Source organism: Ramlibacter sp. PS3R-8, assembly GCF_037572435.1.
Classification (GTDB): Bacteria; Pseudomonadota; Gammaproteobacteria; order Burkholderiales; family Burkholderiaceae_C; genus Ramlibacter.
Window position 1 is genome coordinate 190,432 of sequence record NZ_JBBHGT010000005.1, and the last position, 26,320, is coordinate 216,751.

Genomic DNA, 26,320 nt, shown 5'->3' on the forward strand with positions numbered 1-26,320 from the left:
GGGTCCTTTCGGGGAAACTGGTTGCAAGATGGACTCAATGATAATCCAAACACGAATCATTCTCACTAAGTTCCGGCGACGGGCTGGACGGGCGGGGCTCTGGGCGCTGCCGTTGCTCCTCGCGGCCTGCGCCAGTGCGCCGAAACCCGAACCCGAACCGTCACCCGCGCTGATCGCGGTGCCCAAGGTGCTGCCCCGTGTCGGCCTGGCCCTGGGCGGCGGCGCCGCACGCGGCTTTGCCCACGTCGGCGTGATCCAGGTGCTGGAGGAGGCCGGCATCAAGCCGGCGCTGGTGGTCGGCACCTCCGCCGGCAGCCTGGTCGCCGCGCTCTATGCCAGCGGCCGCAACGGGATCCAGTTGCAGTCCGTGGCGATCGACATGGACGAGGCGGGGTTTGCCGACTGGACCCTGCCGATCTTCAATCGCGGCGTGCTGCGCGGGGAGGCGCTGGCGCGCTACGTGAACACCCAGGTCGGCAACCGGCTGATCGAGAACATGGCGGTGCCGCTGGGCATCGTCGCCACCGACCTGCAGTCGGGGCAGGGCGTGCTGTTTCGCCGTGGCGACACGGGCACGGCCGTGCGCGCCTCGAGCGCCGTGCCGGCCGTGTTCCTGCCGGTGCGCATCGCGGGCCACGAATACGTGGATGGCGGGCTCGTCTCGCCGGTGCCGGTGCGGTACGCACGCGAGATGGGGGCGGAGCTGATCGTGGCGGTGGACATCTCCACCGCGCCCGAGGGCAACCCGTCGGGCGACGCGTTGCAGATCCTGCTGCAGACCTTCGCCATCATGGGCAAGAGCATCAACAGCTGGGAGCTCAAGGAGGCGGACGTCGTGGTGCGCCCTGCGCTGCGCGGCGTGGGCAGCGGCGACTTCACCGCGAAGCGCCGGGCCATCGAGGCGGGGCGGGCGGCGATGCTCGCAGCCCTGCCGCGGCTGCAGCAGCTGATCGAGGCCAGGTCGCATTGAGCCATGAAAAAAGCCGCCAGTGTTGCCACTGGCGGCTGAACTGGATCCCGGAACCCGAAGGTTCGCAAGGACCCGAGGAGACAACTTGTTCAGTCTCCCGCCGCGCGGGCAGGAGGCTCGCTGCTTAGGCGGTGCGCTTGGCCTTGCCGGTCGTCTTGGAAGCGTTCACCGCGGTGTTGGCCACTGCGTTGAAGTTGGCTTCGGCCACATCGGTGGCTTGCTTGACGGCCTTCTGCACGGACTCCAGGGCGTTGTTGCCGGCGGCAACGGCGCTCTTGAACACGGCGACGGCGGTCTCGGAACCGGCCGGGGCGTTCTTGGCGGCGTTGTCCACGACAGCCAGGAACTTCTTCTGCACGTCGGAGACTTGGCCTTCGAACTGCTTGGAGAACTCGGCACCGGTGGAGGTGCTGATGTCGTACAGGTGGCGGCTGTAGGCGGCGGTCTTCTCGGCCAGGGGCTGGAACATCGCGGCTTGCAGGGCCAGCAGTTCCTGGGCGTCCTTGACGGCCAGGGCGGACTGGGTGGTTTCGGCGGCTTCCTGCAGGGCCAGCTTGGAGGCGGTGACGTTCAGCTCGATGAGCTTCTCGACGCCTTCGAAGGCCTTGGAGGTCAGGCCAAACAGGGTTTCGATGTTGGCCTTTTGGGCAGCCAGGACTTGTTCAGCGGTCAGCATATGGAATCTCCAGATCAGGTTGGGGGTGAAAGGATCTCTTCTTCGCCTGCGCTTCAACCCGGTCTCGCCATGTTGCAGTGCAGCATGGGTGGAAGTATACGGGCGTGCCGCACGATTGCAAGCACTTTTTGTTGCGGCGCAGCAATCTGGTGATGCCTCCCTAAAACCGGCCCTCCCGGCAGTCATCGGAGAATGGCCGCATGCAGGTGTTCTACGCCACCCAGTTCGTGCTGCCACTGCCGGCGGGGCATCGCTTTCCCATGGGCAAGTACCAGCTGCTGCGCGACCGGCTGGCTGCCGAGCTCCCCGCCATCCGCCTGATGCAGGCCGAGCCGGCGACGGACGGTGAACTCGCGCTGGTCCACACCCCCGGCTACATCCAGGCCATCAGCGACGGATCGGTGGATCCCAAGGTGATGCGAGAGATCGGGTTTCCCTGGAGCACGGCGATGGCGGAGCGCGCCCGGCGCTCGGTGGGCGCGACCATCGCGGCCTGCCGCGCGGCGTTCCGCGAAGGCCTGGCGGCCAACATCGCCGGCGGCACCCACCATGCCTATGCGGACAAGGGCGGCGGCTTCTGCGTGTTCAACGATGCCGCCGTCGCGACGCGGCTGATGCAGGCGGAACATGCGCGGCGCAGCCGCACGCAGTTGCCGGTGGCGATCATCGACCTGGACGTCCACCAGGGCAACGGCACGGCCCGCATCTTCCGCAACGATGCCAGCGTCTTCACGCTGTCGCTGCACGGGCAGAAGAACTTCCCCTTCCGCAAGGAGGCCGGCGACCTGGACGTCGACCTGCCGGATGGAACCGGCGATGACGCCTACCTGCACGCGCTGGAGCGCGCGCTGGAGGAGTTGGCCCACCGCTTCGAGCCCGCGCTGGTGATCTACCTGGCCGGCGCCGACCCGCACGAGGGCGACCGCCTCGGCCGCCTGAAGCTCACGTGGGACGGCCTGGAGGCGCGCGACCGGCGCGTGTTCGACTGGGCGTGGCAACGCGGCGTGCCGCTGGCCTTCGCGATGGCGGGCGGCTACGGCCACCGCATGGAAGACACGGTGCAGGTGCAGATCAACACCTTCGGCGCGGCGCTGCAGTATGCGGGTCGCGGCGACACGCGCTGGCACAATCCCTCGCGATGAGCGCTCCCACCGACAAGCCGCAGCCCGAAGGCCGCGCCGGCTACAAGGCCTTCCGCACGATCGGCACGCGCTGGATGGACAACGACGCCTACGGCCACGTCAACAACGTCGTCTACTACAGCTGGTTCGACACCGTGGTCAATGCCCACCTCATCGACCAGGGCGTCCTGGACATCCACAGCGGCGAAACCATCGGCCTGGTGATCGAGACCCAGTGCAACTACTTCGCGCCGGTGCAATTTCCGCAGACCGTGGAAGCCGGGCTGCGCGTGGCGCGCGTCGGCCACAGCAGCGTGCGCTACGAGATCGGCCTGTTCGTGCAGGGCGAACCGCTCACCGTCGCCAAGGGCTACTTCGTGCATGTGTACGTGGACCGCGCCACGCGCCGGCCGACGGCCGTGCCCGCCCCATTGAAGAAAGTGCTGGAGTCCCTGCAGTGAACCCCACCCAAGTGGCCACGGTCGTGGCGGATCCCGGCAGCGTCGACGCTGCCATCACCAGCCGGTTCTCCTGCCGTGCGTTCCTGCGCGACCGGGAGGTGCCCCGCGCGACCATCATGGAGTTGCTCGACGTGGCGGTGCGCGCGCCCTCGGGCACCAACACCCAGCCGTGGCGGGTGTACGTGCTGCAGGGAGCGAGCCGCGACGCGCTGGCCGACAAGGTCTGCGCCGCCCACGACGCGATCTACGCCGACCCCGCGCTGGCCGCGCAGTACACCGAGGAATACGACTACTACCCGACCAAGTGGGTGTCGCCCTACATCGACCGCCGGCGCGAGAACGGCTGGGGCCTCTACGGGCTGCTGGGCATCGCCAAGGGCGAGAAGGACAAGATGCACGCGCAGCACCAGCGCAACTTCCGCTTCTTCGACGCGCCGGTCGGCCTGATGTTCACCATCGACCGCATCCTCGGCCGCGGCTCGCTCATGGACTACGGCATGTTCCTGGAAAACGTGATGGTCGCGGCCCGCGCGCGCGGCCTGCATACCTGTCCGCAGGCGGCCTGGAACGGCTTTTCGCGCATCATCCTGCCGCACATTGGCGCGGGCGCAGGCGAGATGCTCGTGTGCGGGATGTCGATGGGGTATGCCGACCTGCATGCGCCGGTCAACAGGTTCCACACGCCGCGTGACACCGCGGCGTCGTTCACGCGCTGGGTCGACTAGACGGGCGAGCTCACTGGCTCTTGTCGGTGGGGTCGAGGCGGAAGTCGGGGTTGCGCTTTTCCCAGTCGGTCACCTCGCGGACGGCGTCTTCCCTGGCCACCCCATGGCGTTGCTGGATGCGCCCGAGCAGCTGGTCGCGACGACCCGCGATGACATCGAGGTCGTCCTCGGTGAGGCGGCCCCATTGCTCCTTGACCTTGCCCTTCAACTGCTTCCAGCGGCCCTGGATGCGATCCTGGTTCATCGTGCTGCTCCGCTCGCGCGCCCCCGGGCGCTCCACGCCGGATGCTCGCCCCCGTCCCTGGCTCATCAGGTAGGAAGCGCGCGGCTGGCCGGGTAGGCGCTTGCCTACTGCGCCGTCCTCCGGTCACCGATTCGGTTGGTATGCTCGGCGCCCAAGAGGAGACCTGCCATGAAAACCATCCGGCCGCTGCTGCTGGCCTGCGCCTTGCTGTGGCCGCATTGGGCCGCTGCCGCCGAGATCGACGCCAGCCGGGTCTCGCCGCTGTGGGGCGTGCCGTTCGCGGGCCTCCTGCTGTCGATCGCCCTCCTGCCCCTGTTGGCGCCGTCCTTCTGGCATCACCACTTCGGCAAGGTTGCGGCCGCCTGGTCGCTGGCCCTCCTCGTGCCGTTTGCGCTGGTGTTCAATGCTTCCGCGGCGGGGTCGGCGATCGTCCACGCCGCCGTGGGGGAGTACCTGCCGTTCGTCATCTTGCTCACGGCGCTGTTCACGGTGGCGGGCGGAATTTTCATCCGCGGCAACCTGCACGGCAGCCCGGCGCTGAACACCGCGATTCTGGCCATCGGTGCGGTGCTGGCCAGCTTCATGGGCACCACCGGTGCCTCGATGCTGCTGATCCGCCCCCTGATCCGCGCCAACGACAACCGCAAGCACACCGCCCATACGGTCATCTTCTTCATCTTCATCGTCTCGAACGCCGGCGGCTCGCTGACCCCCCTGGGCGACCCGCCGCTGTTCCTGGGTTTCCTGAAGGGCGTGGAGTTCTTCTGGACGGTGCGCCACATCTTTCCCGAGACGCTGTTCCTGGTCGGCTCCCTGCTGCTGATCTTCTACGCGCTGGACTCCTTTTTCTATCGCCGTCGCGACGAGCTCCAGCCTGCCGACCCGACCCCAGACACCGGGCGCCTGGGCTTTGATGGCGCGCGCAACTTCTGGCTGCTGGGTGTGGTGATCGCGCTGGTCCTGATGAGCGGCCTGTGGAAGTCCCCCGTGGTCTTCCATCTCGCCGGGACCGAGGTCGGGTTGCCGGGCCTGTTGCGTGACATCGGCCTGGTCATCGTGACCCTCGTCTCGATCCGCATCACGCCGGCCAAGGTGCACAAGGACAACCAGTTTTCGTGGGCGCCGATGAAGGAAGTCGCCAAGCTGTTCGCCGGCATCTTCATCACCATCATCCCGGTGATCGCGATGCTGCGCGCCGGAATCGATGGGCCGTTCGGCGGCGTGGTCGCCGCGGTCACGCGGCCCGACGGCACGCCCGACCCCGCCATGTATTTCTGGGCCAGCGGCGTGCTGAGTTCCTTCCTCGACAACGCGCCGACCTACCTGGTGTTCTTCAACACCGCCGGCGGCGACGCCAAGGTGCTCATGACCGAGTTCGCGCCGGTGCTTGCGGCCATCTCCGCGGGTTCGGTGTTCATGGGCGCCAACAGCTACATCGGCAACGCGCCGAACCTCATGGTCAAGGCCATCGCCGAGGAGCGCGGTGTCAAAATGCCCAGCTTCTTCGGCTACATGCTGTGGTCGGTGGGCATCCTGGTCCCGCTGTTCGGGGTCATGACCTTCATCTGGTTCCGCTGATTCTTCACCGAGCGAAGGCGGTTTTTTCAAAGTCATCCATGTCCAAACCCCGCATCCTCGTCGCCCGGGCCGTGTTCCCGGAAACCATCGCCCACCTGGAGCAGCACTTCGAGGTGGAACACAACCAGGCCGACCAGGTCTGGAGCAAGCCCGACCTCATCGCCCGCTTGCGCAACAAGGCTGGCGCCTTCACCACCGGCACGGAGCGCATCGACGCCGAGGTGCTGGCCGCCTGCCCGGACCTGAAGGTCTGCGCCAACATGGCCGTGGGCTACAACAATTTCGACGTGCCGGCCATGACGGCCAGGGGCGTGCTGGCGACCAACACGCCCGACGTCCTGACCGAGACGACGGCCGACTTCGGCTTCGCGCTCCTGATGGCCACGGCCCGCCGCGTCGCAGAGAGCGAGCATTACCTGCGCGCGGGCAAGTGGACCAAGTGGAGCTACGACATGTTCGCCGGCGCCGAGGTGCACGGCAGCACCCTGGGCATCCTCGGCATGGGCCGCATCGGCCAGGGCATCGCCCGGCGCGGCGCCCATGGCTTCGGCATGAAGGTGATCTATCACAACCGCTCGCGGCTCTCGCCCGACCTCGAGGCAGCGTGCAAGGCGCGCTACGTGTCGAAGGAAGAACTGCTCAGGACGGCCGACCACGTGGTGCTGGTGCTGCCTTATTCGGCCGAGTCGCACCACACCATCGGCGCGGCCGAACTGGCCAAGATGAAGCCCTCGGCGACCCTCGTCAACATCGCGCGTGGCGGCATCGTCGATGACGCGGCGCTGGCGCAAGCCCTGCGCGACAGGCGCATCGCCGCGGCCGGCCTGGATGTCTTCGAAGGCGAACCCAAGGTCCACCCCGACCTGCTGACGGTGCCCAACGTGGTGCTCACGCCGCACATCGCCAGCGCCACGGTGCCCACGCGCCGCGCGATGGCCGATCTCGCCGCCGACAACCTGATCGGCTTCCTGGTGAACGGCAAGCCCTTGAACCCCCTGAATCCGGAAGTGCTGACCTAGTGGAAATCTGGATCGTCATGGCGCTGGGCCTGGCCAGCGTCGTCCTCCTGGTGGCCGTGCTGATGCGCAAGCCACCCACCATCGATACCGGCCGCGCGGAACTGCTGGCGGCCAACGAGCGCCTGGAGCGCGAACTGCGGCGCGAGATCAGCGAATCCTCGCGCGGCCTGCGCGGCGAGCTGACGCAGACGCTGGCCACCTTCCAGGAGACGCTGACGCGCCAGGCCCAGGAGACCACGCGCACGCAGAACGCCCAGATCGACGCCTTCTCGCAGCAGCTGACACTGATGCAGAAAACGCTGGCGGACACGCTGGCGGTGCAGTTGCAATCCCTGAGCGAAGCCAATTCACGCCGCATGGCCGAAGTGCGCGAAACGCTGGAGACGCAGCTGAACGCCATGCAGCAGACCAATGCGGCGAAGCTGGAGGAGATGCGCAAGACGGTCGACGAGAAGCTGCAGACCACGCTGGAGACCCGGCTCGGCGAAAGCTTCAAGCAGGTCGCCGAGCGGCTGGAGCAGGTGCACAAGGGCCTGGGCCAGATGCAGTCGCTGGCGCAAGGCGTGGGCGACCTGCAGCGGGTGCTGACCAACGTCAAGACGCGCGGCATGTTCGGCGAGGTGCAACTCGAGAACCTGCTCGAACAGGTGCTGACGCCGGAGCAGTACGGCAAGCAGGTGGAAACCAAGCCGCGCAGCAACCAGCGGGTGGACTTCGCCATCAAGTTCCCCGGCCGCAGCGCCGACGGCTTGCCGGTGTGGCTGCCGATCGACGCCAAGTTCCCGCGCGAGGACTACGAGCGCCTGCTCGACGCGCATGACCGGGCCGACCAGGCCGGCGTGGACAGCGCCGGCCGCGCCCTGGAAGTCCGCATCCGCGAGGAGGCCAAATCCATCTGCGAGAACTACCTGGCGCCACCGCACACGACCGACTTCGCGATCCTGTTCCTGCCCATCGAAAGCCTCTACGCGGAGGTGCTGCGCCGTCCCGGCCTGATGGACAAGCTGCAGCGCGACTACCGCGTCACGCTGGCCGGCCCCACCACCTTGCTGGCGATGCTCAACAGCCTGCACATGGGCTTTCGCACGCTGGCGCTGGAGCAGCAGGCGTCGGAAGTCTGGAAGGTGCTCGGCGCCGTCAAGACCGAATTCGACCGCTACGGCGAATGGGTGGCGCGCATCAAGGAGCAGGTGCAGAAGGCCGCCGATACAGTCGACAAGGCGGAGACGCGAACCAAGATGATGCGGCGCGCGCTCAAGGACGTCGAGGCGCTGCCCGACACGCAAGCGCAGGCGCTGCTGCCCATGGCCGACCCCGACGGTGACGACACCGACACCTGACAGCTCCGGGCTGTCGCGCGAGCTCGTCCGCCTGATCACCGGCCACGTGTTCCTGCATGCCTGCATGGCCGGCATGCGCATGGCTGCGCCGCTGCTGGCCCTGCGCGAGGGCTACAGCGCCGCCGCGGTGGGCGTGCTGCTGGCTCTCTATGCGCTCACGCAGGTGTTCCTCGCGCTGCCCGCCGGCCGTTACGCCGACCGGCACGGCCTGAAGCGCCCGGTGGCGTGGAGCGTCGGCGCGGCCACGCTCGGTGCGGGCGCTGCGGTGGCCTTTCCGGTGTTTCCGGTGTTGTGCTTCAGCGCGCTGCTCACCGGCGGGGCCACCGGCGCCGCGGTGATCGCGCTGCAGCGGCACGTCGGCCGCGCCGCGCAGACGCCTACCCAGCTCAAGCAGGTTTTTTCCTGGCTGGCCATCGGCCCGGCTTTCTCCAACTTCCTCGGCCCCTTCGTGGCCGGGCTGGTGATCGACCACGCCGGTTTCCGCTGGGCGTTCTTCGTGATGGCGGTGCTGCCCCTGCTGGCCTGGGCGTTCATCCGCGGCGCCCACGAGGCGGCGCTGCCGGAGGCGTCCGCGCGCGCGAAGCCGGGCCGGGCGTGGGACCTGGTGCGCGAGCCGATGTTTCGCCGCCTGCTGCTGGTGAACTGGTTCCTCTCCTCGGCCTGGGACGTGCATACCTTCGTGGTCCCGGTGCTCGGGCACGAACGTGGCATGTCGGCCTCCGTGATCGGCACGATCCTCGGCGCGTTCGCCATGGCGGCTGCGCTGGTGCGGGTGGTGCTGCCGGTCATCGCGGCGCGGCTGCGCGAGTGGACGCTGGTGGCCGGAGCCATGATCGCGACCGCGCTGATCTATGCCGTGTACCCGTTCATGCACACGGCCCTCTCGATGGGGATCTGCTCGGTGTTGCTCGGCATCGCGCTCGGGACGGTGCAGCCGATGATCATGAGCATGCTGCACCAGATCACGCCGCACCACCGCCACGGCGAGGCCGTGGGCATGCGGCTGATGGTGATCAACGCATCCAGCGTGGCGATGCCGATGCTGTTCGGCATGGCCGGCGCCGTGGTGGGCGTCAGCGCCGTGTTCTGGACCGTGTCCGCATGGCTCGGCGTCGGCTCGCGCCTGGCCTTCGGCCTCAGAGACGATAAAAAGTCTTGATCAGGTTCCAGGCGACTTCGGCGTCGTCCGCGAACTGGAACAGGTCCAGGTCGGCCGCCGAAATGACGCCTTCGTCCACCATCATCTCGAAGTTGATCAGGCGCTTCCAGTAGTCGGTGCCGAACAGCACGATGGGCACCTGCCGCGCCTTGCGCGTCTGCACCAGCGTGATCACCTCGAACAGCTCGTCGAGCGTGCCGAAGCCGCCCGGGAAGGCCACCAGCGCCTTGGCCCGCATCATGAAATGCATCTTGCGCAGGGCGAAGTAGTGGAACTTGAAGGACAGCGCCGGGGTGACGTACTCGTTGGCCGCTTCCTCCATCGGCAACGCGATGGCCAGGCCGACACTCTCGCCGCCCGCCTCATGGGCGCCGCGGTTGGCGGCTTGCATGATGCCCGGGCCGCCGCCGGTGCAGATGAACAGCTTGTCGTGCGACTCCCTCGTCGCGCTGTATTCGGCCACCAGTCGGCCGAACGCCCGGGCTTTCTCGTAGTAGTGCGCATTCCGGGCGAGCGCCCGGGCGCGGCGTTCGTCGACGGGCCCCGGGCCGGTCTCACCGCCGGCGTCCGTGTCGGCCGACTTCTGCCTGACGGTGCCGAGGGCCGCCGCTTTTTCCACCAGCGCGTCGGCGGCCGATTGGTCGCGAAAACGGGCGCTGCCGAAGACGACGATGGTGTTCTCGATCCCGTGGGCGGCCTGCTCGAGGTCCGGCTTGAGCAGCTCGAGCTGGAAGCGGATGCCGCGCGTTTCGCGGCGCAGCAGGAACTCGGGGTCGACGAAGGCGAGGCGGCTGGCGTCGGGGTCCAGGGGCAGGCCGGCATCGGAATGGGACTTGAGGGTGGCCCAGGCGTCGGCCAGCCGCCGGTCGTGAATGTTGCGGGTCGAAGACATAGCCGGCATTGTGGCCGGAATCGCGGGACCCAAAGGCTTCACGGCGGCCGGGCAGGGGGCTATCCTCGCCCCAAACCAGGGCCGGAGGGGCAACCAGGTGGATAACGCTGTTTATCACGTGCTGCACGAGGGACGACGGATGGGTCCGTACGACCGCCGCACCATCGTCGGCATGCGGGTCAAGAAGGCCTTGACCAGCAACCAGGTGGTGGTGGCGCAGGACGGCGCGCAGATGACCGTGGCCGACCTCGTGCATGGCGGCCTTGCACCCCTGCCCCAGAGCCAGGAGGGCGAGACCCTCACGCCGGCGCGCGTGGGCGGCAGCTACTCCGTGGTGCAAGGGATCTACCCCGCCACGCTCATGGAGGTCGAGGGCCCCGGCTACGCCATTCCCGCTTTCCGGGGCGAGGTCGAGCTGCGTGTGCAGAACAAGGTGTTGCGCGTCGCCGGCCGCTACCGCGACGGCCGCGAATGGAAGGAGGAGCGCGTCAAGTTCCCCCTGCAGGACATCCAGCATGCCCGGCTGCGAGGCACGGTGGTGGACCTCTGGGTGCGCGTGGCGGAGGAGGGCGGCATGCAGCGGGTTGCGTTCAACCTGATCACGCGCGACGCCGCGGGTGAATTGGCGGGCGCGCTGCCCCACTCGGTGCCGTACCCGGGCAGCGAGCCGCTGGCATCCCTTCCCTCGGGCGGAACCGCGGTGCACCCGTGGCTCTGGGCCGCGGTGGTGGGCGCGGCGTTCTTCGTGACGATGGTGCTGGTCTGGGTGCTGGTGCGCCGGCGGTGATTCCCACCCGGGGTTCCGTGCTCACCGCGGGCCTACCTTGGGATGCCTTTCGTAGGCCGGCGGTGAGCGCGCAGCCGAACCCCGGTTACAAGGCAAGCGCGAGTCCCACGGGCACGAAAGCGATCGCCAGCGCATTTCCCAGCAGGATCATCGCGGCAACCCGCTCCGGCTCCTGCTCGTAGCGCTCCGCCAGCAGGTACTGCATGACGGCCGGCGGCAGCGACGCGAACAGGATCAGCTGCGCTCGCGCCATCCCCTCGAGACCGAGCGCCCACGCCAGTGGCAGCGCGACCGCCAAGCCCACCAGCGGCCTGGCGAAAGCGCCGATCAGGCCGAGCGGCACGTCGCTGCGCCGCAGCTGCGTCAGCCGCACGCCGAGCGCGAACAGCATCAGCGGCACCATCGCTTCGCCCAGCATCTTCAGCCCGTTGAACAGCATGTCCGGCGGCCGCACGCCGGTGACCGCACTGGCGAAGCCGAGCGCGCTGGCGATCATCAGGGGGCTGAGCAGCAGCGCGCGGGTGCTCGCATGAGCGCTGGTGATGCGCGCGCCCAGCGAGAAGTGGATGACGTTGCTGATCGAGAACAGCGCCACCGCAGCGCCGAAGCCCTGGGGACCGAAGGCCAGCAGCGCCAGCGGCAGGCCCATGTTGCCGCAGTTGGTGAACATCACCACCGGCACCAGGGTGCGCGGCTGCATGCGCGTGGCGCGCGCGACGCCCCAGCCGACCAGGCCGGTCAGCAGGATCAGCAATGCGGCGCCCAGCAGCAGCGGCAGGTGTTCCCGCAGCTGGAACTCCTTGCCGGCCAGCGCGGTGTACACGATGACGGGCGACAGCACGTCCAGCATGATCCGGTTGAAGCCGGTCATCTCGGGCCGCGCGCGGCGCGCGTACACGTAGCCGATCGCCACGATCAGGAACACCGGCACGATCACCTGCGCGATGCGGGCGACCAGCTCCATCAGGCGCCCCGGTGCGCCAGCCAGGCGAGCAGCCGTTCGCGCGCCGGCGCCAGGCCCTTGTACTCCAACACCGCGTCGCTCATCGACGCCAGCGAATCGTGCAGCCGCCGCGCATCGTCGGCCGAACGCACGGCGTCGGGCAGCGGCTGGAGCATCACCCGGATGGTGAAGATCGCCTGCCCTGGCACGCCGGGCACCGGGAAGAAGGTCTGCCGCTCCGAGCGCAACCAGCACTGGCCGGCGAAGCCTACAGGCTCCGCCGTTGCTGGCCAGGGCTCGCGGCCGTGCCGGCGCGGGTGCTGGTCGTAGCGGCCGCTGGGCGTGAGGGTCCAGACGAAGCGTTCGAAGTGCCCGCCGCCCGTGACCAGCTGCACCAGCTGGCGGCCGGCGGCCACCAGCGCGTGGTTGTCGGCCACCGGCGCGTGCACGCTGTGGAACGCCAGGCCCAGTTTGTCTTCCGGCGCCCAGTGCGAAGGCACCGAGACGCACAGCCAGGGCAGGGTGGTGCTGGCGCCATCGAGCAGGGCGAAATCTTCCTCGAACGCCAGCTCGATCGGGTCGTGCGCGGCGAAGCCCTCGCTGCGCGCCCGCGCCAGGATCGCACTGATGGGCGCCTGCGGGTCGAAGCCCGGCACGGCGAGCCGGCTGGCGCCGCTGGCGACCACCCGGTTCTTCTCCTGCCACAGCGGGCTGCCTGGCGCCAGCGGTGTCAGGTGCCGCGCGCCGCTGTCCAGCCGCTGCAGGCCAGGCTGCATGCGAAAGGGGACGGCGGCGTGGGCAAGGTCGAAGGACATGTGAAAAAGGCCCCTTGCGGAGCCTTTTGCGTGAGGGCGCCGGTGGGGGCGGGCCTCAGACGCGGCGGCGGTATTCGCCGGTGCGCGTGTCGATCTCGACCTTGTCGCCTTGCGCGACGAAGATCGGCACGCCGATCTCGTAGCCCGTGGCCAGCTTGGCGGGCTTGAGCACCTTGCCCGAGGTGTCGCCCTTGACGGCCGGCTCCGTCCAGGTGATCTCGCGCTCGACGCTGGTGGCGAGCTCGACGGAGATGGCCTTGCCTTCGTAGAACACCACTTCGGCGGGCATGCCCTCCTCGAGGTAGTTCATGGCGTCGCCCATGTTCTCCTTCTCCACTTCGTACTGGTTGTACTCGGAGTCCATCCACACGTACATGGGGTCGGCGAAATAGGAGTACGTGCAGTCCTTCTTCTCCAGCACGATCTGGTCCATCTTGTCGTCGGCCTTGAACACCGTCTCGGTGGCCTGGTTGTTCAGCAACGACTTGAGCTTCATGCGGACGGTGGCCGAGTTGCGGCCGCCGCGCGAATATTCGGTCTTGAGCACGACCCACGGCGCGCCGTTGTTCATGATCACGTTGCCGGCGCGGATTTCTTGAGCGATTTTCATGGTCGATGTCTTCGGATGGGAGCCGCGGCGCGCTGGTCAGGCGAAAAGGCGGCGGGTCGCGCGCCGGGGCCGGACGGCGTGGGGCGCAAAGCTCCCTATTCTAGCGCGCCGCGAGCAAATCGTTCCAGCTCGGCCGACAGCTCGGGCAAGGCCCCGGCGCGTTCGCGGGCGCGGCGTGCCGTTTCGCTCCATGCGGCGACGTCGATCGCGGGCAATGGCGTCCCGGCGATCCCGTTCCACGCCAGGAAAAAGTCACGCAGCTGTTGCGGCGGTTGCAGCCAGTGCAGGAAGGCCTGCAGCTTCGCGTGGTGGGCACCGTCCTGCTGCGGATAGGCCTGCCACACGGAAGGCACGCCCGCGAGCAAGGCGCGCACGAACGAGTCTTCGCCGCGCACGAAATTGAGGTCGCAGGACCACAGGAGGTGGTCGTAGTCCCGCTGGTCGAGCAGGGGGAGGAAGCGCAGGCGCAGGTTCCCGCCGGGCGCGACACCCGCGGCCCGGACCGCCGCGGCGGCACGTCCCGCCGTCACCAGCAGCTCGGTCGGCCGGGATCCGGAGCGCAACTGCCCCAGCAGCTCAGGCAGTGCAGCGGGCTCGTAGCAGAACAGGCTCAAGACCTGGGCCTGCGGGTCCTCGATGCCCCACTGGTGCAGCCAGGCGCCGCGCTGGAAGCCGGCCCGGCGTGCGGGCAGCTCTGCCTCGCGCAACAGGCCGCCGGTGCGCGGCGTGAAGCCGGGATAGACGAACCGCTTCACCAGGCCCTTGCCGGGGCCCTGCATCACCGGGGACGGCAGGCCGTGGCTGCGTTCCACGTAGCCTTCTGCCGAGAGGTACTCCAGGTTCAGCCAGGCGGGCGCCGGGTCGGCGGCCGCCATCCTGGCGACGAAGGCCAGCGGCGGATCGCAGCCGAAGCATTCCACCACCACGTCACCGGGCCCGGGAACCGGCGCTCGCGCGTGCCAGTGGACGACTTCCACGCCCGGCGCCCCCGCCGGCGCCATCCACCGCAGCATCGCCGGATCGTCGATCCACAACCGCACCGCGTGGCCGCGCGCACCCAGCGCCGCGGCCAAGCGCCAGCAGACGCCCGCGTCGCCGTGGTTGTCGATCACCTGGCAGAAAAGATCCCAGCGCATGCGCCCGGATAATAGTGGCCATGGTGCAGCAGCATTCCGACGAACTCCTGGCCCAGGTCGCCGGCCTGCCGTCCATGCCCGGCGTGTACCGCTACTACGACGCCGACGGCGGCGTGCTGTACGTCGGCAAGGCGCGCAACCTGAAGAAGCGCGTCTCCAGCTATTTCCAGAAGAACCACGGCGGCACGCGCATCGGCCACATGGTGGGCAAGATCGTGCGGCTGGACACCACGGTCGTGCGCTCCGAAGCCGAGGCGCTGCTGCTCGAGAACAACCTGATCAAGACGCTGGCGCCGCGCTATAACATCCTGTTCCGCGACGACAAGAGCTATCCCTACCTGAAGATCACCGGCTCGCCGGACAAGACCGGCTTTGCCAGCGGGCGCGGCGGCGCACCGTCGGCGGCGGTGTTCCCGCGGGTGGCGTACTACCGGGGCAGCGTGGACCGCAAGCACCGCTACTTCGGCCCCTACCCCAGCGCGTGGGCGGTGAAGGAGTCGATCCAGCTGCTGCAGAAGGTGTTCCGGCTGCGCACCTGCGAGGACACGGTGTTCGCCAACCGCACGCGGCCCTGCCTGCTGTACCAGATCAAGCGCTGCTCGGGCCCTTGCGTGAACCTGGTCGCGCCCGAGGACTACCACCTGGACGTGCTGCACGCCGAGGCGTTCCTGCGCGGCGACACGCAGTCGGTGCTGCAGGCGCTGGAGCAGCGGATGATGGCGCACGCCGAGAAGCTCGAGTTCGAGCACGCCGCGGAGCTGCGCAACCAGATGGGCGCCCTGTCCAAGGTGCTGCACCAGCAGTCGGTGGAGACGGCTTCCGACAAGGACGTGGACATCCTCGCCGTGCAGGTGCAGGGCGGCAAGGCCTGCGTCAACCTGGCGATGGTCCGGGGCGGCCGGCACCTGGGCGACCGCGCCTACTTCCCCAGCCACGTGGAGGACGCGACGGCGGTGCAGGAGTTCGACGACGCGGCCGACGCGGTGGCGGCGCAGCCGGTGGAAGTGCAGGTGCTGGAGGCGTTCATCGCCCAGCACTACCTCGGGGTGCCGGTGCCTTCGGCCTTGATCACCAGCCACCCGGTGGCCGATGCATTGTGCGAGGCGCTTGCCGTGCAGGCCGGCGTGCGCATCGCCGCCGTGCACAACCCGCGCGGGCAGCGGCGGCTGTGGCTGGAGATGGCGGAGAAGAACGCGCAGCTGCAACTGGCGCGGCTGCTGGCAGAAGAGGGCTCGCAGCAGGCCCGCACCCGGGCGTTGGTCGATGCGCTGGACCTCGCGCCGGACCACCTGGACACCTTCCGCGTCGAATGCTTCGACATCTCGCACACCGCGGGCGAGGCGACGCAGGCCAGCTGCGTGGTGTTCCACCACCACCAGATGCAGAACCGCGAATACCGCCGCTACAACATCGACGACATCACGCCCGGCGACGACTATGCGGCCATGCGCCAGGTGCTGACGCGCCGCTACGCCAGGCTGGCGACGGCAGGCCGCGACACGCCGGATGCGACGCCGGCGGAAGAGCCGGTGGTGGAGGGCACGGGGCCGGTGGAAGTGGACATCGCTGCCGAGGCGGCCCCGGCGGTGGTGGCCGAAGCCGTCGTGGAAGCGGCAGCCGACGCCAGGCCCAAGCGGGAAAAGGCAGGCGGGGGCGGCAGCGCGCTGCGCCTGCCGGACCTGGTGCTGGTGGACGGCGGCCGCGGGCAGGTGACCATGGCGCGCGAGGTGTTCGCGGAGCTGGGGCTGGACCTGTCGGTGATCGTCGGCGTGGAAAAGGGCGAGGGCCGCAAGGTCGGCCTGGAGGAGCTGGTGTTCGCCGATGGCCGCGACAAGGTGACCCTGGGGCGCGAGTCCGCGGCCCTGATGCTGATCGCCCAGATCCGCGACGAGGCGCACCGCTTCGCCATCACCGGCATGCGTGCGCGCCGCGCCCGGGTGCGCGTGGGCGGCAGCCAGCTGGAGGACATCCCCGGCATCGGCGCCAAGAAGCGCGCCCGGCTGCTGCAGCGCTTCGGCGGCGTGCGCGGTGTCGCGGCGGCGAGCGTGGAGGACATCGCCACCGTCGAAGGCATCTCGCGCGACCTGGCGGAGCAGATCTACCGGGCGCTGCATTAGCGTTCGCCGGCACGACGGGGCTCTCATGCACAATCGCCCCATGTTCCTGACGGTCCCGACGCTGCTTACCTGGACGCGCATCATCGCCATTCCCCTGCTGGTGGGCGTGTTCGAGCTGGGACTGGAGCAGCGCCTGCAGAACCTGGTGGCCACCGTGATGTTCGTGGTGTTCGCGGCCACCGACTGGCTGGACGGCTACCTGGCGCGCAAGTTGAACCAGACCTCCTCGTTCGGCGCGTTCCTCGACCCGGTGGCCGACAAGTTCCTCGTGTGCGCCTCGCTGCTGGTGCTGGTCAACCTGCAGCGCGTCGACGTGTTCGTTGCGCTGATCATCATCGGCCGCGAGATCGCGATCTCCGCGCTGCGCGAGTGGATGGCGCAGCTCGGCGCCGCCAAGAGCGTCGCGGTCCACATGCTGGGCAAGGTCAAGACCACGGTGCAGATGATCGCCATCCCGTTCCTGCTGTTCCACGGCCACCTGTTCGGCGTGATCGATACCAATCGCTGGGGCCGATGGCTGATCTGGCTGTCCGCCATCCTCACGGTGTGGTCGATGATCTACTACCTGCGCAAGGCGCTGCCGGAAATCCGCAGCCGCGTGAAGAAGTAGATGGCCGATGCTGCCCGGCCCGGCCCGTGGATCCGGGCCATGCCCGCCGTGTTCGTGGTGATCTGGGCCACCGGGTTCATCGTCGCGCGTTACGGCATGCCGCACGCCCCGCCGTTCAAGTTCCTGGCCCTGCGCTACGTCCTGTCCGTCACCGCGTTCCTGTTCTGGGCGCTGGCCGCGCGTGCCGCCTGGCCGCGCGACCGCACGCAGCTGTGGCACCTGGCCGCGACCGGCGTGCTGATGCATGCGGGCTACCTGGGCGGCGTCTGGGCTGCCGTCAAGATGGGCATGGGGGCAGGCCTCGCGGCGCTGCTGGTCGGCCTGCAGCCGGTGCTCACTGCCGTGTGGGTGTCCAGCCGCGGGGGCGAGGTTGCGAGCCGGCAGTGGGCGGGCCTTGGTTTCGGGCTGGCCGGCCTGGTGCTGGTGGTGTGGCAGAAGCTGGGACTCGGTGAAGTCGGTCCGTTGAACCTGGGGTTCGCCGGGGTCGCGCTGCTTTCGATCACCGCGGGCACGCTGTACCAGAAGCGCTTCGTGGCGCCGTGCGACGTGCGCACCGCAAACCTCGTGCAGCTGGCCGCCGCCTCCCTGGTCACCCTGCCGCTGGCCTTGCTCGAAACGGAGGCGATGCGCTGGGTGCTGCCCGATGGCAGCGTCAACGGCCAGCTCGCCGGGGCGATGGCCTGGTCGGTGTTCGGGCTCACGCTGGGTGGCAGCTCGCTGCTGTACCTGCTGATCCAGCGCGGCGCCGCGACCAGCGTCACCAGCCTGATGTACCTGGTGCCGCCGGCGACGGCGCTGATGGCCTGGCTGCTGTTCGGCGAACCGATCACGCTGCTGATCGTGGCCGGCATGGCGCTCACCGCCGTGGGCGTGAGCCTGGTCGTGCGGCAGAAGGCCTGACCTTCCAGGGCTCGGCCCGGAAGCGTTCGGCCAGGAAGTCCACCAGCAGCCGGATGCGCTTGGGCGTGCTGGCGCTGTGCGGGGCCAGCCAGTGGATGTCGGCGTCCACCATCGCGTAGCCGGGCAGCACGCGCACCAGCTTGCCCGCGGCCAGCGGCGCCGCGATGTCCCACAGGCTGCGCAGCATGATGCCGTGGCCGGCCAGGCACCAGTCGCGCACCAGCTCGCCGGAATTGCTGGAGAGCGGGCCGCCGACGCGCACCCGCAGCTCGCTTCGGTCCCGCTCGCGCTGCAGGCGCCAGATGTCGAACTGTTCGTTCTCGCGCACCACCAGGCAGTCGTGCGCGGCCAGTTCCTCCAAGGACCCCGGTGTGCCGCGGCGCTGCAGGTATTCGGGCGACGCGGCCAGCACGCGCTGGTTGCGCGCGAGGCGCCGGCCCGTCCATTCGCTGGCGCGCTGGCCGCGCACGGCCCACAGCCACACGGCGCCGTCGAAACCTTCCACCGCCAGGTCGGGCAATTGCTCGGTCAGCTGCAACTGCACCTCGAGTTGCGGATGGCGGGCCTGGAACTCTGCCAGCACCGGGCCCAGCCAGGCGCGGCCGAAGCCGAAGGTCGCGGCCAGGCGGATGCGGCCGACCGGCTCGCGCTGGCGCTCCCGCAGCTCGGCTTCCATCGCGTGGAAGCCGGCGAGCAGGCCTTGCGCGCGCTCGCAAATGGCCTCGCCCTCGGCCGTGGGCACGACGCGGCGGGTGGTGCGCTGGAAGAGCTTCAGCCCCAGCCGCGCTTCCAGCGCAGCCAGCCGCTTGGTGATCACCGATGGCACGACGTCCGCCGCCGCAGCCGCGCCCGCCAGGCTGCCGTGGGCGCGAATCGCCAGCAGCAGCTCCAGGTCCGCGCGGTCGAGTTGTGCCTTCATCGTTGCCGTCTTGGAAAGAATCACTTGCCCGATTATTGCTGTTTCGCGGCTGCGGGCGGTGCCAGAATCGCGGCATGCTGGAAGGCTTCGAAACCCGGGAGATGGCGCGAGACGGCGTGGCGCTGCGTGTGCGCTGCGCGGGGCAGGGCGCGCCGTTGCTGCTGCTGCACGGGCATCCGCAGACCCACGCGATGTGGCATCGGGTGGCGCCGCAACTGGCGCAGCACTTCCGTGTCGTGCTGATGGACTTGCGCGGCTACGGCGACTCCGGCCGGCCCGCGGCCGGCGAAGCGTCCGTCGCCTATTCCAAGCGCGAGATGGCGCTGGATGCGCTGCACGCCATGCGCGCGCTGGGTCACGAGCGCTTCCAGGTGCTGGCCCACGACCGCGGGGCGCGCGTGGCGCACCGGCTCGCTCTGGACCATCCCGATGCGGTGCAGCGCATGCTGCTGCTGGACATCGCGCCGACGTTGCCGATGTATCGCGCCACCAATGAGGCATTCGCCCGCGCCTACTGGCACTGGTTCTTCCTGATCCAGCCGCCGCCGCTGCCCGAGGCGTTGATCGAGTCCGGCCCGGCGCGCTACGTGCGCAGCGTGATGGGCGCGCGGCATGCAGGCTTGTCCGCATTCGCACCCGAGGCGCTGGCCGAGTACGAGCGCTGCGCCGCCATCGCCGGCTCGGCGGCGTCCATGTGCGCCGACTATCGCGCTGGCGCCGGCATCGACCTGCAGCACGACCAGCAGGACGCCGACGCCGGCCGCAAGCTGGCGCTGCCGCTGCGCGTGCTGTGGGGCGAGCAAGGCGTGGTGGCCCGCTGCTTCGACGTGCCGGCGCTGTGGCGCGCGGCCGCCGACGATTTCACCGGCCGCAGCCTGCCTTGCGGCCACTACATCGCCGAGGAAGCGCCGCAGCTTCTCCTCGACGAAACCTTCGCATTCCTAAGGAGCAACCCGTGAGCAAGAAAAGAATCGCAGTCATCGCCGGCGACGGTATCGGCAAGGAAGTCATGCCCGAGGGCGTGCGCGTGGTGGACGCCGCGGCGCGCAAGTTCGGCATCGACCTGCAGTTCGACACCTTCGATTTCTCCAGCTGGGACTATTGCGAAAAGCACGGCAAGTACATGCCCGACAACTGGAAGGACCAGGTCGGCGGCCACGACGCCATCTTCTTCGGCGCGGTCGGCTGGCCCGAGAAGATCCCCGACCACGAGTCGCTGTGGCAATCGCTGCTGCTGTTCCGCCGCGAGTTCGACCAGTACGTCAACCTGCGGCCGGCGCGGCTGATGCCCGGCATCATCGCCCCCGTGGTGCGCAAGGACGGCAGCCCGCGCCTGCCCGGCGAGATCGACATGTACATCGTGCGCGAGAACACCGAGGGCGAGTACTCCGCCGTCGGCGGCCGCATGTACCCGGGCACCGAGCGCGAGATCGTGATGCAGGAAACGATCATGTCGCGCGTCGGCGTCGACCGCGTGCTCAAGTTCGCCTTCGAGCTGGCGAAGTCGCGCCCCAAGAAGCACCTGACCAGCGCCACCAAGTCCAACGGCATTGCGATCACCATGCCGTACTGGGACGAGCGCGTGGCCGAGATGGCGAAGAAGTACCCGGACGTGAAGCAGGACAAGTTCCACATCGACATCCTGACCGCGCACTTCGTGCAGCGGCCTGACTTCTTCGACGTGGTGGTGGCCAGCAACCTGTTCGGCGACATCCTCTCGGACCTGGGGCCGGCCTGCACCGGCACCATCGGCATCGCCCCCAGCGCCAACCTGAACCCGGACCGCAAGTTCCCCTCGCTGTTCGAGCCGGTGCACGGCTCCGCCCCGGACATCTACGGCAAGAACATCGCCAATCCGATCGGGCAGATCTGGTGCGGTGCCATGATGCTGGAGTTCCTGGGCCACAAGGAGGCGCACGATGCGATCCTGCGCGCCATCGAGAAGGTGCTGGACCCGAAATCGGGCGCACCTCGCACGGGAGACATCGGCGGCAAGGCCAGCACGACGGATGTCGGCAAGGCCATCGCCGAGGCCCTGTAACGGCCTATTGCATCGCACTGCACCATGGCGGTTTCCCTCTAGAATCCCGGTCCGCGTGTTGTATTGCCGCATGGCGTATTGACACTCCTTGCGGGGCTGCTCTCTAATCGGACGCAGTGGCCGCAGGCCGCAGACACTGTCTCCCTTCCCGCCAGTAGCGCGCGTGCGCAAGCAGCCGGGAACGGGAGACAAATTTTTGGACGACAACGTCAAGAACTCAACCTGATTCGAGGGGCCCCTGTGAACAAGACCGAATTGATCGAGCACATCGCCAAGCATGCCGACATCTCCAAGGCCGCCGCCACGCGCGCGCTGGAATCGATGATCGGCGCGGTGAAGACCACGCTGAAGAAAGGCGGCTCGGTTTCGCTCGTCGGATTCGGCACTTTCGCGGTGGGCAAGAGGGCCGCCCGGAGCGGCCGGAATCCCCGGACCGGCGCACAGATTAAAATCAAGGCTGCCAAGGTGCCCAAGTTCCGTCCAGGCAAGGCGCTCAAGGATGCGCTGAACTGAAACGGAGTCCCCCGGTGGGGTGCTTAGCTCAGCTGGTAGAGCGGCGCCCTTACAAGGCGTAGGTCGGCGGTTCGAACCCGTCAGCACCCACCAAAAGAGAAAAGGCGAACCGAGGTTCGCCTTTTTGTTTGCCCTGACCCGAGACCCAAGAGACCATGTTCGAATTCGTCCGCAAGCACATGAAGATCATGCAGTTCGTGCTGTTCCTGCTGATCGTGCCGTCCTTCGTGCTGTTCGGCGTGCAGGGATACGACAGCATGCGCCAGAAAGGCGACGCGGTCGCCAAGGTGGACGGCCACGAGATCATGCAGGGCGACTGGGACGAAGCCCACCGCGCCGAGGTGGACCGCCTGCGCCAGCAGATGCCCAACCTGGACGCCAAGCTGCTCGATTCGCCCGAGGCCCGCTACGGCACGCTCGAGCGCCTGGTGCGCGATCGCGTGATGCAATCCGCCGTGCTGAAGTCGAACCTGCTGGTCGGTGACCAGCGGGTCGCGCGCGAGCTGCAGAACAACGAGACGATCGCCTCGCTGCGCGGCGCCGACGGCAAGCTGGACATCGAGCGCTACCGGCAGCTGCTGGCCGCGCGCGGCATGACGCCTGAGCAGTTCGAGAACCAGGTGCGCAACGACCTGGCCGTGCGCCAGGTGATCACCGGCGTCACGCAATCCGGGTTCACGCCCCCCGCCCAGGCGAACGTGGCGCTGGCCAGCTATTTCGAGAAGCGCGAGGTGCAGGTCGTGCGTTTCCCGACGCAGGAATACCGCGCCAGGGTGGAGGCGACCGACGCGGAGCTGCAGGCGTACTACAAGGACCACCCGGAGATGTTCCAGGCCCCCGAGCAGGCGAGCATCGAATACGTGGTGCTGGACCTGTCCGCCGCGCAGAAGGGCCTGGCGATCAACGAGGCGGATCTCAAGACCTATTACGAACAGAACGCCTCGCGCGTGGGCGACCAGGAAGAGCGCCGCGCCAGCCACATCCTGGTGGAGGTGCCCAAGGGCGCGCCGGCCGACGTCAAGCAGAAGGCCAGGGCCCGGGCCGAGGAGTTGCTGGCGCAGGTGAAGAAGGCCCCCGACAGCTTCGCGGAGGTGGCGAAGAAGAACTCGCAGGACACGGGGTCCGCTGCCCAGGGTGGCGACCTCGACTGGTTCCGCGCCGGCACGCTGGCGGCCAAGCCGCTGGAGGACGCGGCCTTCGCGCTCAAGGCCAAGGGCGAGATCGCCGGCCCCGTGGAGTCCGAATACGGCTACCACGTCGTGAAACTCACGGACTTGAAGGCTCCGCAGCGGCGCACCTTCGAGGAGATGAAGCCGGAGCTGGAAGCGCAGATGCGCAAGGAGCAGGCGCAGAAGAAGTACGCGGAGGCCGCCGAGGCTTTCAGCAACGGCGTCTACGAGCAGTCCGATTCGCTCAAGCCGGTGGCCGACAAGCTGAAGCTGGAGATCCGCACGGCACAGGCCGTGGGCCGTACGCCGCAGCCCGGTGCCACGGGCCCCTTGGCGAACCCGAAGTTCCTGCAGGCGCTGTTTTCCGCCGATGCGCTCGAGCGCAAGCGGAACACGGAGGCGATCGAGATCGGCGCCAACCAGATGGTGTCCGGCCGCGTGGTCCAGCACCAGCCGGCGCGTGCCCGCCCGTTCGAGGAAGTGAAGGCGCAGGTGCGCGAGCTGGTCGTCAATGCCAAGGCCGCGGAACTGGCGCGCAAGGACGGCGCCGAAAAACTGGCCGCGTGGAAGGCGACGCCTGCCAGCGCAACGCTGCCCGGCCCCGAGTCGGTCACCCGCATGGACCGGGGGCGCCAGCCGCCCGAGGTCGTGGAGGCTGCGCTGCGCGCCGACCCCGGCCAGCTGCCCGCGCTGCTCGGCGTGGACCTGGGTGCGAACGGCTATGCGGTGGTGAAGGTCAATCGGGTGCTGCCGCGCGAGGCGCCTGCCGCCGCCCAGGCGCAGCAGGAGCAGCAACAGTACACGCGCGCGTGGGCGGCCGCGGAGGCGCAGGCGTATTACGAACTGTTGAAGGACCGCTTCAAGGTCCAGGTCCTGGTCGCCAAGCCGAAGGAAGGCGCTGCGCAGTAGCGCGGAGGGCGTGGCGCGGCGGGGCTGCTCCCGCGCTCACTCGCCCATGTGGTGCCACTTGTTCTCGGGCAGGGCGTGCAGGGCCTTGTAGACCTGCTTGAGCACGCCTTGCGTGGCGGCCCACTCGATGTGCTGGCGCATGCGGGTGCGCTTCTCCAGCGCCGGCGTCTGCTTCCATTCCTCCGCCGTCACCGGCGCCGCTGCCAGTTCAGGCGTCTTGTTCGGCAGCGCGTCGTACAGCTTCTTCCAGATGGAGGGCAGCGGGCAGACGCGATTGTTCTTGCGGATCTCGGCCACCGCTTCGTCGAGGCTGACTTCCGCCGATGCCGCGCGTGGCGCGGCGACCGGCGTCTCCGGGCCCGCGGGAGCGGTCTTGTCGAAACCGCGCTCCTGCTGTTCGACGAGCGACTGGAACAGGGCCCAGCTCGTCTCGGTGTTCTTCTCCAGGACCTCGACGCCATTCGCAGGCTGGATCCGCGTGGTCTTCACCGTCTTGCTGGCACTGCTCATGGCGTCTCCCCAGGTCCGCTGCAGGCGAGCGGTCACGCCAAATGTAAGCAGGTGCTGGACAGTGGCTGCCGTCAGAATGCCGGTTGTATCGGCACGGCAGCCGTGCGGCAGGCCGGAGGCGATGAGCGGCTGCGCTGCGTGCAGCGGCAGCAACTAGGCCGATGGGGCCGGACGCAGGATGGCGTAGTGGTCGCGCTGTTCGGCGACGAACCCCGCCTGGACCCACGTGTCCAGCTCCTTGGGCACCACGTACACCACGTGCAGCGGGCGGGGATTCCGGTCGAACGAGTCGCGGGTGCGGCGGGCGACCGCCTCCATCGTCTTGCCGCCGAACGGGTTGTACATGAACTGCACGATCGGCTCATCCGGCAGCTCGTATTTGGTGGCATCGGCATGGACGATGTCGGTGGTCGCCGAGATTCCTGCGGCCCGGATGTTGCGCTGCGCGACTTCCACCAGCTCGCGCGCGAATTCCACGCCGATGATGCGCTGGAAGCCGTAGCCGGCTGCAAGCAGGAGGGCGCGGCCCTTGCCGGCCCCGACGTCGACGAAGGTGAATCGCTTGAAATCGATGCCGAGCGCGCTCATGGCGCTGTGGAATTCGTCCGGGTCCGACGCGATGTGCGGCACGCTGTCCTGCGCATCGCCGGTGACGTCCAGCCGCTTGAGCTCGGTGATGCCGCCGGTATCGACGCCATGCGCGGAGTCGAAGTCGGAGTCGACGGCCTGCTTCTTCCTGATCCAGTCAGGTTGCGGTCCGAAGGTGGAGGTGAGCCGGGTTCCCAGGCGCTGAGCTGCCCTGGACAAGCGCCCTATCTGTTCTTGTATGGCGTGCATGCGCGACAGTGTCGCGTCGCTCGAAGGATTCGCGCAATGGCTCCTTCGGCCCCAAATTGCATCAGGCCCTTACAAAGGGCCTGAACATTCGGTGGGGTGGCTGATGGGACTCGAACCCACGACAACAGGAATCACAATCCTGGACTCTACCAACTGAGCTACAGCCACCGCGAGCCGGCGATTATAGCGCCCCTCACCTCCAGCGCCTCTCACCTCCAGCGCCGCTCACCTCCAGCGCCCCTCACCTCCAGCGCCCCTCACCTCCAGCGCCCCTCACCCCCAGCCCTCTCCCCGGAGGGGAGAGGGGGCCTAATTCACCAGAACCAGCTTGCCCTGCACCGCCCGCGATCCCATGCGTGCGTACGCCGCTTTCAGGTCGGCCATCGGCATCGTGCGGTCGATCACCGGCTTGACCAAGCCCCGCGCGTACCACTGCGCCAGCTCGCCCACCATCGCGGCATTGGCCTTGGGCTCGCGGCGCGAGTAGTCGCCCCAGAACACGCCGACGATGGACGCACCCTTCAACAGCGCCAGGTTCAACGGCAGGCTGGGGATCGGGCCGGCGGCGAAGCCGACGACGAGGTAGCGGCCGCGCCAGGCGATCGAGCGGAACGCCGGCTCGGCAAAGTCGCCGCCGACCGGGTCGTAGATGACGTCGGGACCCTTGCCGTCGGTGGCCGCCTTGACCGCGTCGCGAAACGCGGTGGGCACGGGGTGCTGCGTGTAGTTGATGGTGGCGTCCGCGCCGATGGAGCGGCACAGCTCGCACTTCTCGTCGGTGGACGCAGCCGCGATCACGCGGGCGCCCGCCGCCTTGGCGATCTGGATCGCCGCGGTGCCGACGCCGCCTGCCGCGCCGAGCACCAGCACCGTCTCGCCCGCCTTCAACTGCGCGCGGTCGATCAATGCGTGATGGGAGGTGGCGTAGATCATGATGAACGCTGCCGCGTCGACGAACGGGAAGCCGGCGGGGAGGGGCATGCACAGCTTGGCCGGCGCGATCGCATGCGTGCCGAATCCGCCGGTGCCGGACAGGCAGGCCACGTTCTGGCCCACATTCAGCTGCGTGACGCCTTCGCCCACCGCTGCGACGACGCCGGCGTATTCGGAACCGGGCACGAAAGGCAGCGGCGGCTTGTGCTGGTACTTGTTCTGCACGATCAGCAGGTCGGGGAAGTTCAGGCTCGCCGCCTTGATCTCCACCAGCACCTCGCCGGCCTGCGGCTGCGGCGTGGGCAGCTCCTTCCATTGCAGCGCGTCGACGCCGGTGGGGTTCTCGCAAAGCCAGGCATGCATGTCGGGTCTCCTTCGGGTGGCAG

At 68.6% G+C, this 26,320-nt stretch carries 27 protein-coding genes and 2 tRNA genes; 17 read left to right on the forward strand and 12 right to left on the reverse strand.

Annotated features, from left to right (window positions below):
• The first annotated feature begins 37 nt into the window (after positions 1-37).
• On the forward strand, positions 38-970 hold the full coding sequence (locus WG902_RS17735; RefSeq protein WP_445263705.1) for a patatin-like phospholipase family protein: 933 nt from the start codon (positions 38-40) through the stop codon (positions 968-970).
• A gap of 124 nt (positions 971-1,094) precedes the next feature.
• On the opposite strand, the gene WG902_RS17740 is transcribed toward WG902_RS17735, so the two are convergent.
• Entirely contained in the window at positions 1,095-1,646 is a 552-nt protein-coding gene (locus WG902_RS17740) for a phasin family protein (protein WP_340061473.1), read from the reverse strand.
• Positions 1,647-1,846: 200 nt separating this feature from the next.
• On the opposite strand from WG902_RS17740, the gene WG902_RS17745 reads away from it, so the two are divergent.
• The 3 genes from WG902_RS17745 to WG902_RS17755 are packed head-to-tail and all read left to right on the forward strand — an operon-like array spanning position 1,847 to position 3,953.
• The gene (locus WG902_RS17745; protein ID WP_340061474.1) at positions 1,847-2,788 is read left to right on the forward strand and encodes a histone deacetylase family protein; all 942 of its coding nucleotides are present in this window, start codon (positions 1,847-1,849) and stop codon (positions 2,786-2,788) included.
• Entirely contained in the window at positions 2,785-3,228 is a 444-nt protein-coding gene (locus WG902_RS17750) for an acyl-CoA thioesterase (protein ID WP_340061475.1), read from the forward strand. Before WG902_RS17745 ends, WG902_RS17750 begins: the two co-directional genes overlap by 4 nt.
• On the forward strand, positions 3,225-3,953 hold the full coding sequence (locus WG902_RS17755; protein ID WP_340061476.1) for a nitroreductase: 729 nt from the start codon (positions 3,225-3,227) through the stop codon (positions 3,951-3,953). The genes WG902_RS17750 and WG902_RS17755 overlap by 4 nt, the downstream gene beginning before the upstream one ends.
• 10 nt (positions 3,954-3,963) lie before the next feature.
• Here the strand turns inward: WG902_RS17755 and WG902_RS17760 are convergent, their stop codons facing one another.
• The gene (locus tag WG902_RS17760) at positions 3,964-4,197 is read right to left on the reverse strand and encodes a CsbD family protein (protein ID WP_340061477.1); all 234 of its coding nucleotides are present in this window, start codon (positions 4,195-4,197) and stop codon (positions 3,964-3,966) included.
• A 168-nt stretch (positions 4,198-4,365) separates the two neighbouring features.
• Here WG902_RS17760 and WG902_RS17765 point away from each other — a divergent pair, with 168 nt between their 5' ends.
• From WG902_RS17765 to WG902_RS17780, 4 genes are read left to right on the forward strand one after another with little or no spacing between them, the layout of a single operon-like run.
• Positions 4,366-5,775, forward strand: a complete 1,410-nt coding sequence (locus WG902_RS17765; RefSeq protein WP_340061478.1) for a sodium:proton antiporter — start codon at positions 4,366-4,368, stop codon at positions 5,773-5,775.
• 38 nt (positions 5,776-5,813) lie between these two features.
• Positions 5,814-6,794: a 2-hydroxyacid dehydrogenase gene (locus WG902_RS17770; RefSeq protein ID WP_340061479.1), complete on the forward strand. Its 981-nt coding sequence runs from the start codon at positions 5,814-5,816 to the stop codon at positions 6,792-6,794.
• A gap of 17 nt (positions 6,795-6,811) precedes the next feature.
• Positions 6,812-8,134 (forward strand): DNA recombination protein RmuC, encoded by a 1,323-nt coding sequence (locus WG902_RS17775; protein WP_445263708.1) that lies wholly within the window; start codon positions 6,812-6,814, stop codon positions 8,132-8,134.
• A gap of 10 nt (positions 8,135-8,144) precedes the next feature.
• A complete protein-coding gene (locus WG902_RS17780) occupies positions 8,145-9,293 on the forward strand; it encodes an MFS transporter (RefSeq protein ID WP_340061621.1) in 1,149 nt (382 codons plus the stop codon).
• Here the strand turns inward: WG902_RS17780 and WG902_RS17785 are convergent.
• Positions 9,271-10,185: an LOG family protein gene (locus WG902_RS17785; protein ID WP_340061481.1), complete on the reverse strand. Its 915-nt coding sequence runs from the start codon at positions 10,183-10,185 to the stop codon at positions 9,271-9,273. The genes WG902_RS17780 and WG902_RS17785 overlap by 23 nt on opposite strands.
• 97 nt (positions 10,186-10,282) lie before the next feature.
• Between WG902_RS17785 and WG902_RS17790 the strand changes: the two genes are divergently transcribed.
• Positions 10,283-10,972 (forward strand): hypothetical protein, encoded by a 690-nt coding sequence (locus WG902_RS17790; RefSeq protein ID WP_340061482.1) that lies wholly within the window; start codon positions 10,283-10,285, stop codon positions 10,970-10,972.
• A gap of 85 nt (positions 10,973-11,057) precedes the next feature.
• Here the strand turns inward: WG902_RS17790 and WG902_RS17795 are convergent, their stop codons facing one another.
• The 4 genes from WG902_RS17795 to earP form a co-directional block, all read right to left on the reverse strand.
• Positions 11,058-11,936, reverse strand: a complete 879-nt coding sequence (locus WG902_RS17795) for an AEC family transporter (protein ID WP_340061483.1) — start codon at positions 11,934-11,936, stop codon at positions 11,058-11,060.
• Entirely contained in the window at positions 11,936-12,730 is a 795-nt protein-coding gene (locus WG902_RS17800; RefSeq protein WP_340061484.1) for a heme-dependent oxidative N-demethylase subunit alpha family protein, read from the reverse strand. The genes WG902_RS17795 and WG902_RS17800 overlap by 1 nt, the downstream gene beginning before the upstream one ends.
• A gap of 55 nt (positions 12,731-12,785) precedes the next feature.
• Complete coding sequence (gene efp / locus WG902_RS17805; RefSeq protein ID WP_340061485.1) at positions 12,786-13,340, reverse strand: elongation factor P; 555 nt, start codon at positions 13,338-13,340, stop codon at positions 12,786-12,788.
• Between the two features lie 95 nt (positions 13,341-13,435).
• A complete protein-coding gene (earP, locus tag WG902_RS17810) occupies positions 13,436-14,476 on the reverse strand; it encodes an elongation factor P maturation arginine rhamnosyltransferase EarP (RefSeq protein WP_340061486.1) in 1,041 nt (346 codons plus the stop codon).
• A 20-nt stretch (positions 14,477-14,496) separates the two neighbouring features.
• Between earP and uvrC the strand changes: the two genes are divergently transcribed.
• From uvrC to WG902_RS17825, 3 genes are read left to right on the forward strand one after another with little or no spacing between them, the layout of a single operon-like run.
• Positions 14,497-16,593, forward strand: coding sequence for an excinuclease ABC subunit UvrC (uvrC, locus tag WG902_RS17815; protein ID WP_340061487.1), 2,097 nt, complete (start codon positions 14,497-14,499; stop codon positions 16,591-16,593).
• A 40-nt stretch (positions 16,594-16,633) separates the two neighbouring features.
• Positions 16,634-17,203, forward strand: a complete 570-nt coding sequence (gene pgsA / locus WG902_RS17820) for a CDP-diacylglycerol--glycerol-3-phosphate 3-phosphatidyltransferase (protein WP_340061488.1) — start codon at positions 16,634-16,636, stop codon at positions 17,201-17,203.
• Positions 17,204-18,103, forward strand: coding sequence for a DMT family transporter (locus tag WG902_RS17825; RefSeq protein ID WP_340061489.1), 900 nt, complete (start codon positions 17,204-17,206; stop codon positions 18,101-18,103). It begins immediately after the preceding gene.
• Here WG902_RS17825 and WG902_RS17830 read toward each other — a convergent pair.
• Entirely contained in the window at positions 18,060-19,022 is a 963-nt protein-coding gene (locus WG902_RS17830; RefSeq protein WP_340061623.1) for a LysR family transcriptional regulator, read from the reverse strand. The two genes, WG902_RS17825 and WG902_RS17830, sit on opposite strands and share 44 nt — an antisense overlap.
• A gap of 74 nt (positions 19,023-19,096) precedes the next feature.
• Here WG902_RS17830 and WG902_RS17835 point away from each other — a divergent pair, with 74 nt between their 5' ends.
• From WG902_RS17835 to WG902_RS17855, 5 genes are all read left to right on the forward strand, one after another.
• Entirely contained in the window at positions 19,097-19,981 is an 885-nt protein-coding gene (locus WG902_RS17835; RefSeq protein WP_340061490.1) for an alpha/beta fold hydrolase, read from the forward strand.
• Positions 19,978-21,063, forward strand: a complete 1,086-nt coding sequence (locus WG902_RS17840; protein ID WP_340061491.1) for a tartrate dehydrogenase — start codon at positions 19,978-19,980, stop codon at positions 21,061-21,063. Before WG902_RS17835 ends, WG902_RS17840 begins: the two co-directional genes overlap by 4 nt.
• A 225-nt stretch (positions 21,064-21,288) precedes the next feature.
• On the forward strand, positions 21,289-21,576 hold the full coding sequence (locus tag WG902_RS17845; RefSeq protein ID WP_332824381.1) for an HU family DNA-binding protein: 288 nt from the start codon (positions 21,289-21,291) through the stop codon (positions 21,574-21,576).
• Positions 21,577-21,593: 17 nt separating this feature from the next.
• Positions 21,594-21,669 (forward strand) — tRNA-Val (locus WG902_RS17850).
• A 62-nt stretch (positions 21,670-21,731) separates the two neighbouring features.
• Positions 21,732-23,654: a SurA N-terminal domain-containing protein gene (locus WG902_RS17855; protein WP_340061492.1), complete on the forward strand. Its 1,923-nt coding sequence runs from the start codon at positions 21,732-21,734 to the stop codon at positions 23,652-23,654.
• Positions 23,655-23,690: 36 nt separating this feature from the next.
• Here the strand turns inward: WG902_RS17855 and WG902_RS17860 are convergent, their stop codons facing one another.
• The 4 genes from WG902_RS17860 to WG902_RS17875 all read right to left on the reverse strand — a co-directional run bounded on the left by WG902_RS17860 (position 23,691) and on the right by WG902_RS17875 (position 26,297).
• Positions 23,691-24,164 (reverse strand): hypothetical protein, encoded by a 474-nt coding sequence (locus tag WG902_RS17860; RefSeq protein WP_340061493.1) that lies wholly within the window; start codon positions 24,162-24,164, stop codon positions 23,691-23,693.
• Positions 24,165-24,317: 153 nt separating this feature from the next.
• Positions 24,318-24,971, reverse strand: a complete 654-nt coding sequence (locus tag WG902_RS17865) for a class I SAM-dependent methyltransferase (protein WP_340061494.1) — start codon at positions 24,969-24,971, stop codon at positions 24,318-24,320.
• 122 nt (positions 24,972-25,093) lie between these two features.
• A tRNA-His gene (locus tag WG902_RS17870) sits at positions 25,094-25,169 on the reverse strand.
• A 141-nt stretch (positions 25,170-25,310) separates the two neighbouring features.
• Positions 25,311-26,297 (reverse strand): NADPH:quinone oxidoreductase family protein, encoded by a 987-nt coding sequence (locus WG902_RS17875; protein WP_340061495.1) that lies wholly within the window; start codon positions 26,295-26,297, stop codon positions 25,311-25,313.
• Between the last annotated feature and the right edge of the window lie 23 nt (positions 26,298-26,320).

What these genes read in the sequence shown, in the direction of transcription:
- WG902_RS17735 (WP_445263705.1), top strand. Translation starts at nt 38, where the DNA reads ATGATAATCCAAACACGAATCATTCTCACTAAGTTCCGGCGACGGGCT.
- WG902_RS17740 (WP_340061473.1), bottom strand. Translation starts at nt 1,646, where the DNA reads ATGCTGACCGCTGAACAAGTCCTGGCTGCCCAAAAGGCCAACATCGAA.
- WG902_RS17745 (WP_340061474.1), top strand. Translation starts at nt 1,847, where the DNA reads ATGCAGGTGTTCTACGCCACCCAGTTCGTGCTGCCACTGCCGGCGGGG.
- WG902_RS17750 (WP_340061475.1), top strand. Translation starts at nt 2,785, where the DNA reads ATGAGCGCTCCCACCGACAAGCCGCAGCCCGAAGGCCGCGCCGGCTAC.
- WG902_RS17760 (WP_340061477.1), bottom strand. Translation starts at nt 4,197, where the DNA reads ATGAACCAGGATCGCATCCAGGGCCGCTGGAAGCAGTTGAAGGGCAAG.
- WG902_RS17765 (WP_340061478.1), top strand. Translation starts at nt 4,366, where the DNA reads ATGAAAACCATCCGGCCGCTGCTGCTGGCCTGCGCCTTGCTGTGGCCG.
- WG902_RS17770 (WP_340061479.1), top strand. Translation starts at nt 5,814, where the DNA reads ATGTCCAAACCCCGCATCCTCGTCGCCCGGGCCGTGTTCCCGGAAACC.
- WG902_RS17775 (WP_445263708.1), top strand. Translation starts at nt 6,812, where the DNA reads ATGGCGCTGGGCCTGGCCAGCGTCGTCCTCCTGGTGGCCGTGCTGATG.
- WG902_RS17785 (WP_340061481.1), bottom strand. Translation starts at nt 10,185, where the DNA reads ATGTCTTCGACCCGCAACATTCACGACCGGCGGCTGGCCGACGCCTGG.
- WG902_RS17795 (WP_340061483.1), bottom strand. Translation starts at nt 11,936, where the DNA reads ATGGAGCTGGTCGCCCGCATCGCGCAGGTGATCGTGCCGGTGTTCCTG.
- WG902_RS17800 (WP_340061484.1), bottom strand. Translation starts at nt 12,730, where the DNA reads ATGTCCTTCGACCTTGCCCACGCCGCCGTCCCCTTTCGCATGCAGCCT.
- efp (WP_340061485.1), bottom strand. Translation starts at nt 13,340, where the DNA reads ATGAAAATCGCTCAAGAAATCCGCGCCGGCAACGTGATCATGAACAAC.
- earP (WP_340061486.1), bottom strand. Translation starts at nt 14,476, where the DNA reads ATGCGCTGGGATCTTTTCTGCCAGGTGATCGACAACCACGGCGACGCG.
- uvrC (WP_340061487.1), top strand. Translation starts at nt 14,497, where the DNA reads ATGGTGCAGCAGCATTCCGACGAACTCCTGGCCCAGGTCGCCGGCCTG.
- pgsA (WP_340061488.1), top strand. Translation starts at nt 16,634, where the DNA reads ATGTTCCTGACGGTCCCGACGCTGCTTACCTGGACGCGCATCATCGCC.
- WG902_RS17825 (WP_340061489.1), top strand. Translation starts at nt 17,204, where the DNA reads ATGGCCGATGCTGCCCGGCCCGGCCCGTGGATCCGGGCCATGCCCGCC.
- WG902_RS17830 (WP_340061623.1), bottom strand. Translation starts at nt 19,022, where the DNA reads ATGAAGGCACAACTCGACCGCGCGGACCTGGAGCTGCTGCTGGCGATT.
- WG902_RS17835 (WP_340061490.1), top strand. Translation starts at nt 19,097, where the DNA reads ATGCTGGAAGGCTTCGAAACCCGGGAGATGGCGCGAGACGGCGTGGCG.
- WG902_RS17855 (WP_340061492.1), top strand. Translation starts at nt 21,732, where the DNA reads ATGTTCGAATTCGTCCGCAAGCACATGAAGATCATGCAGTTCGTGCTG.
- WG902_RS17860 (WP_340061493.1), bottom strand. Translation starts at nt 24,164, where the DNA reads ATGAGCAGTGCCAGCAAGACGGTGAAGACCACGCGGATCCAGCCTGCG.
- WG902_RS17875 (WP_340061495.1), bottom strand. Translation starts at nt 26,297, where the DNA reads ATGCATGCCTGGCTTTGCGAGAACCCCACCGGCGTCGACGCGCTGCAA.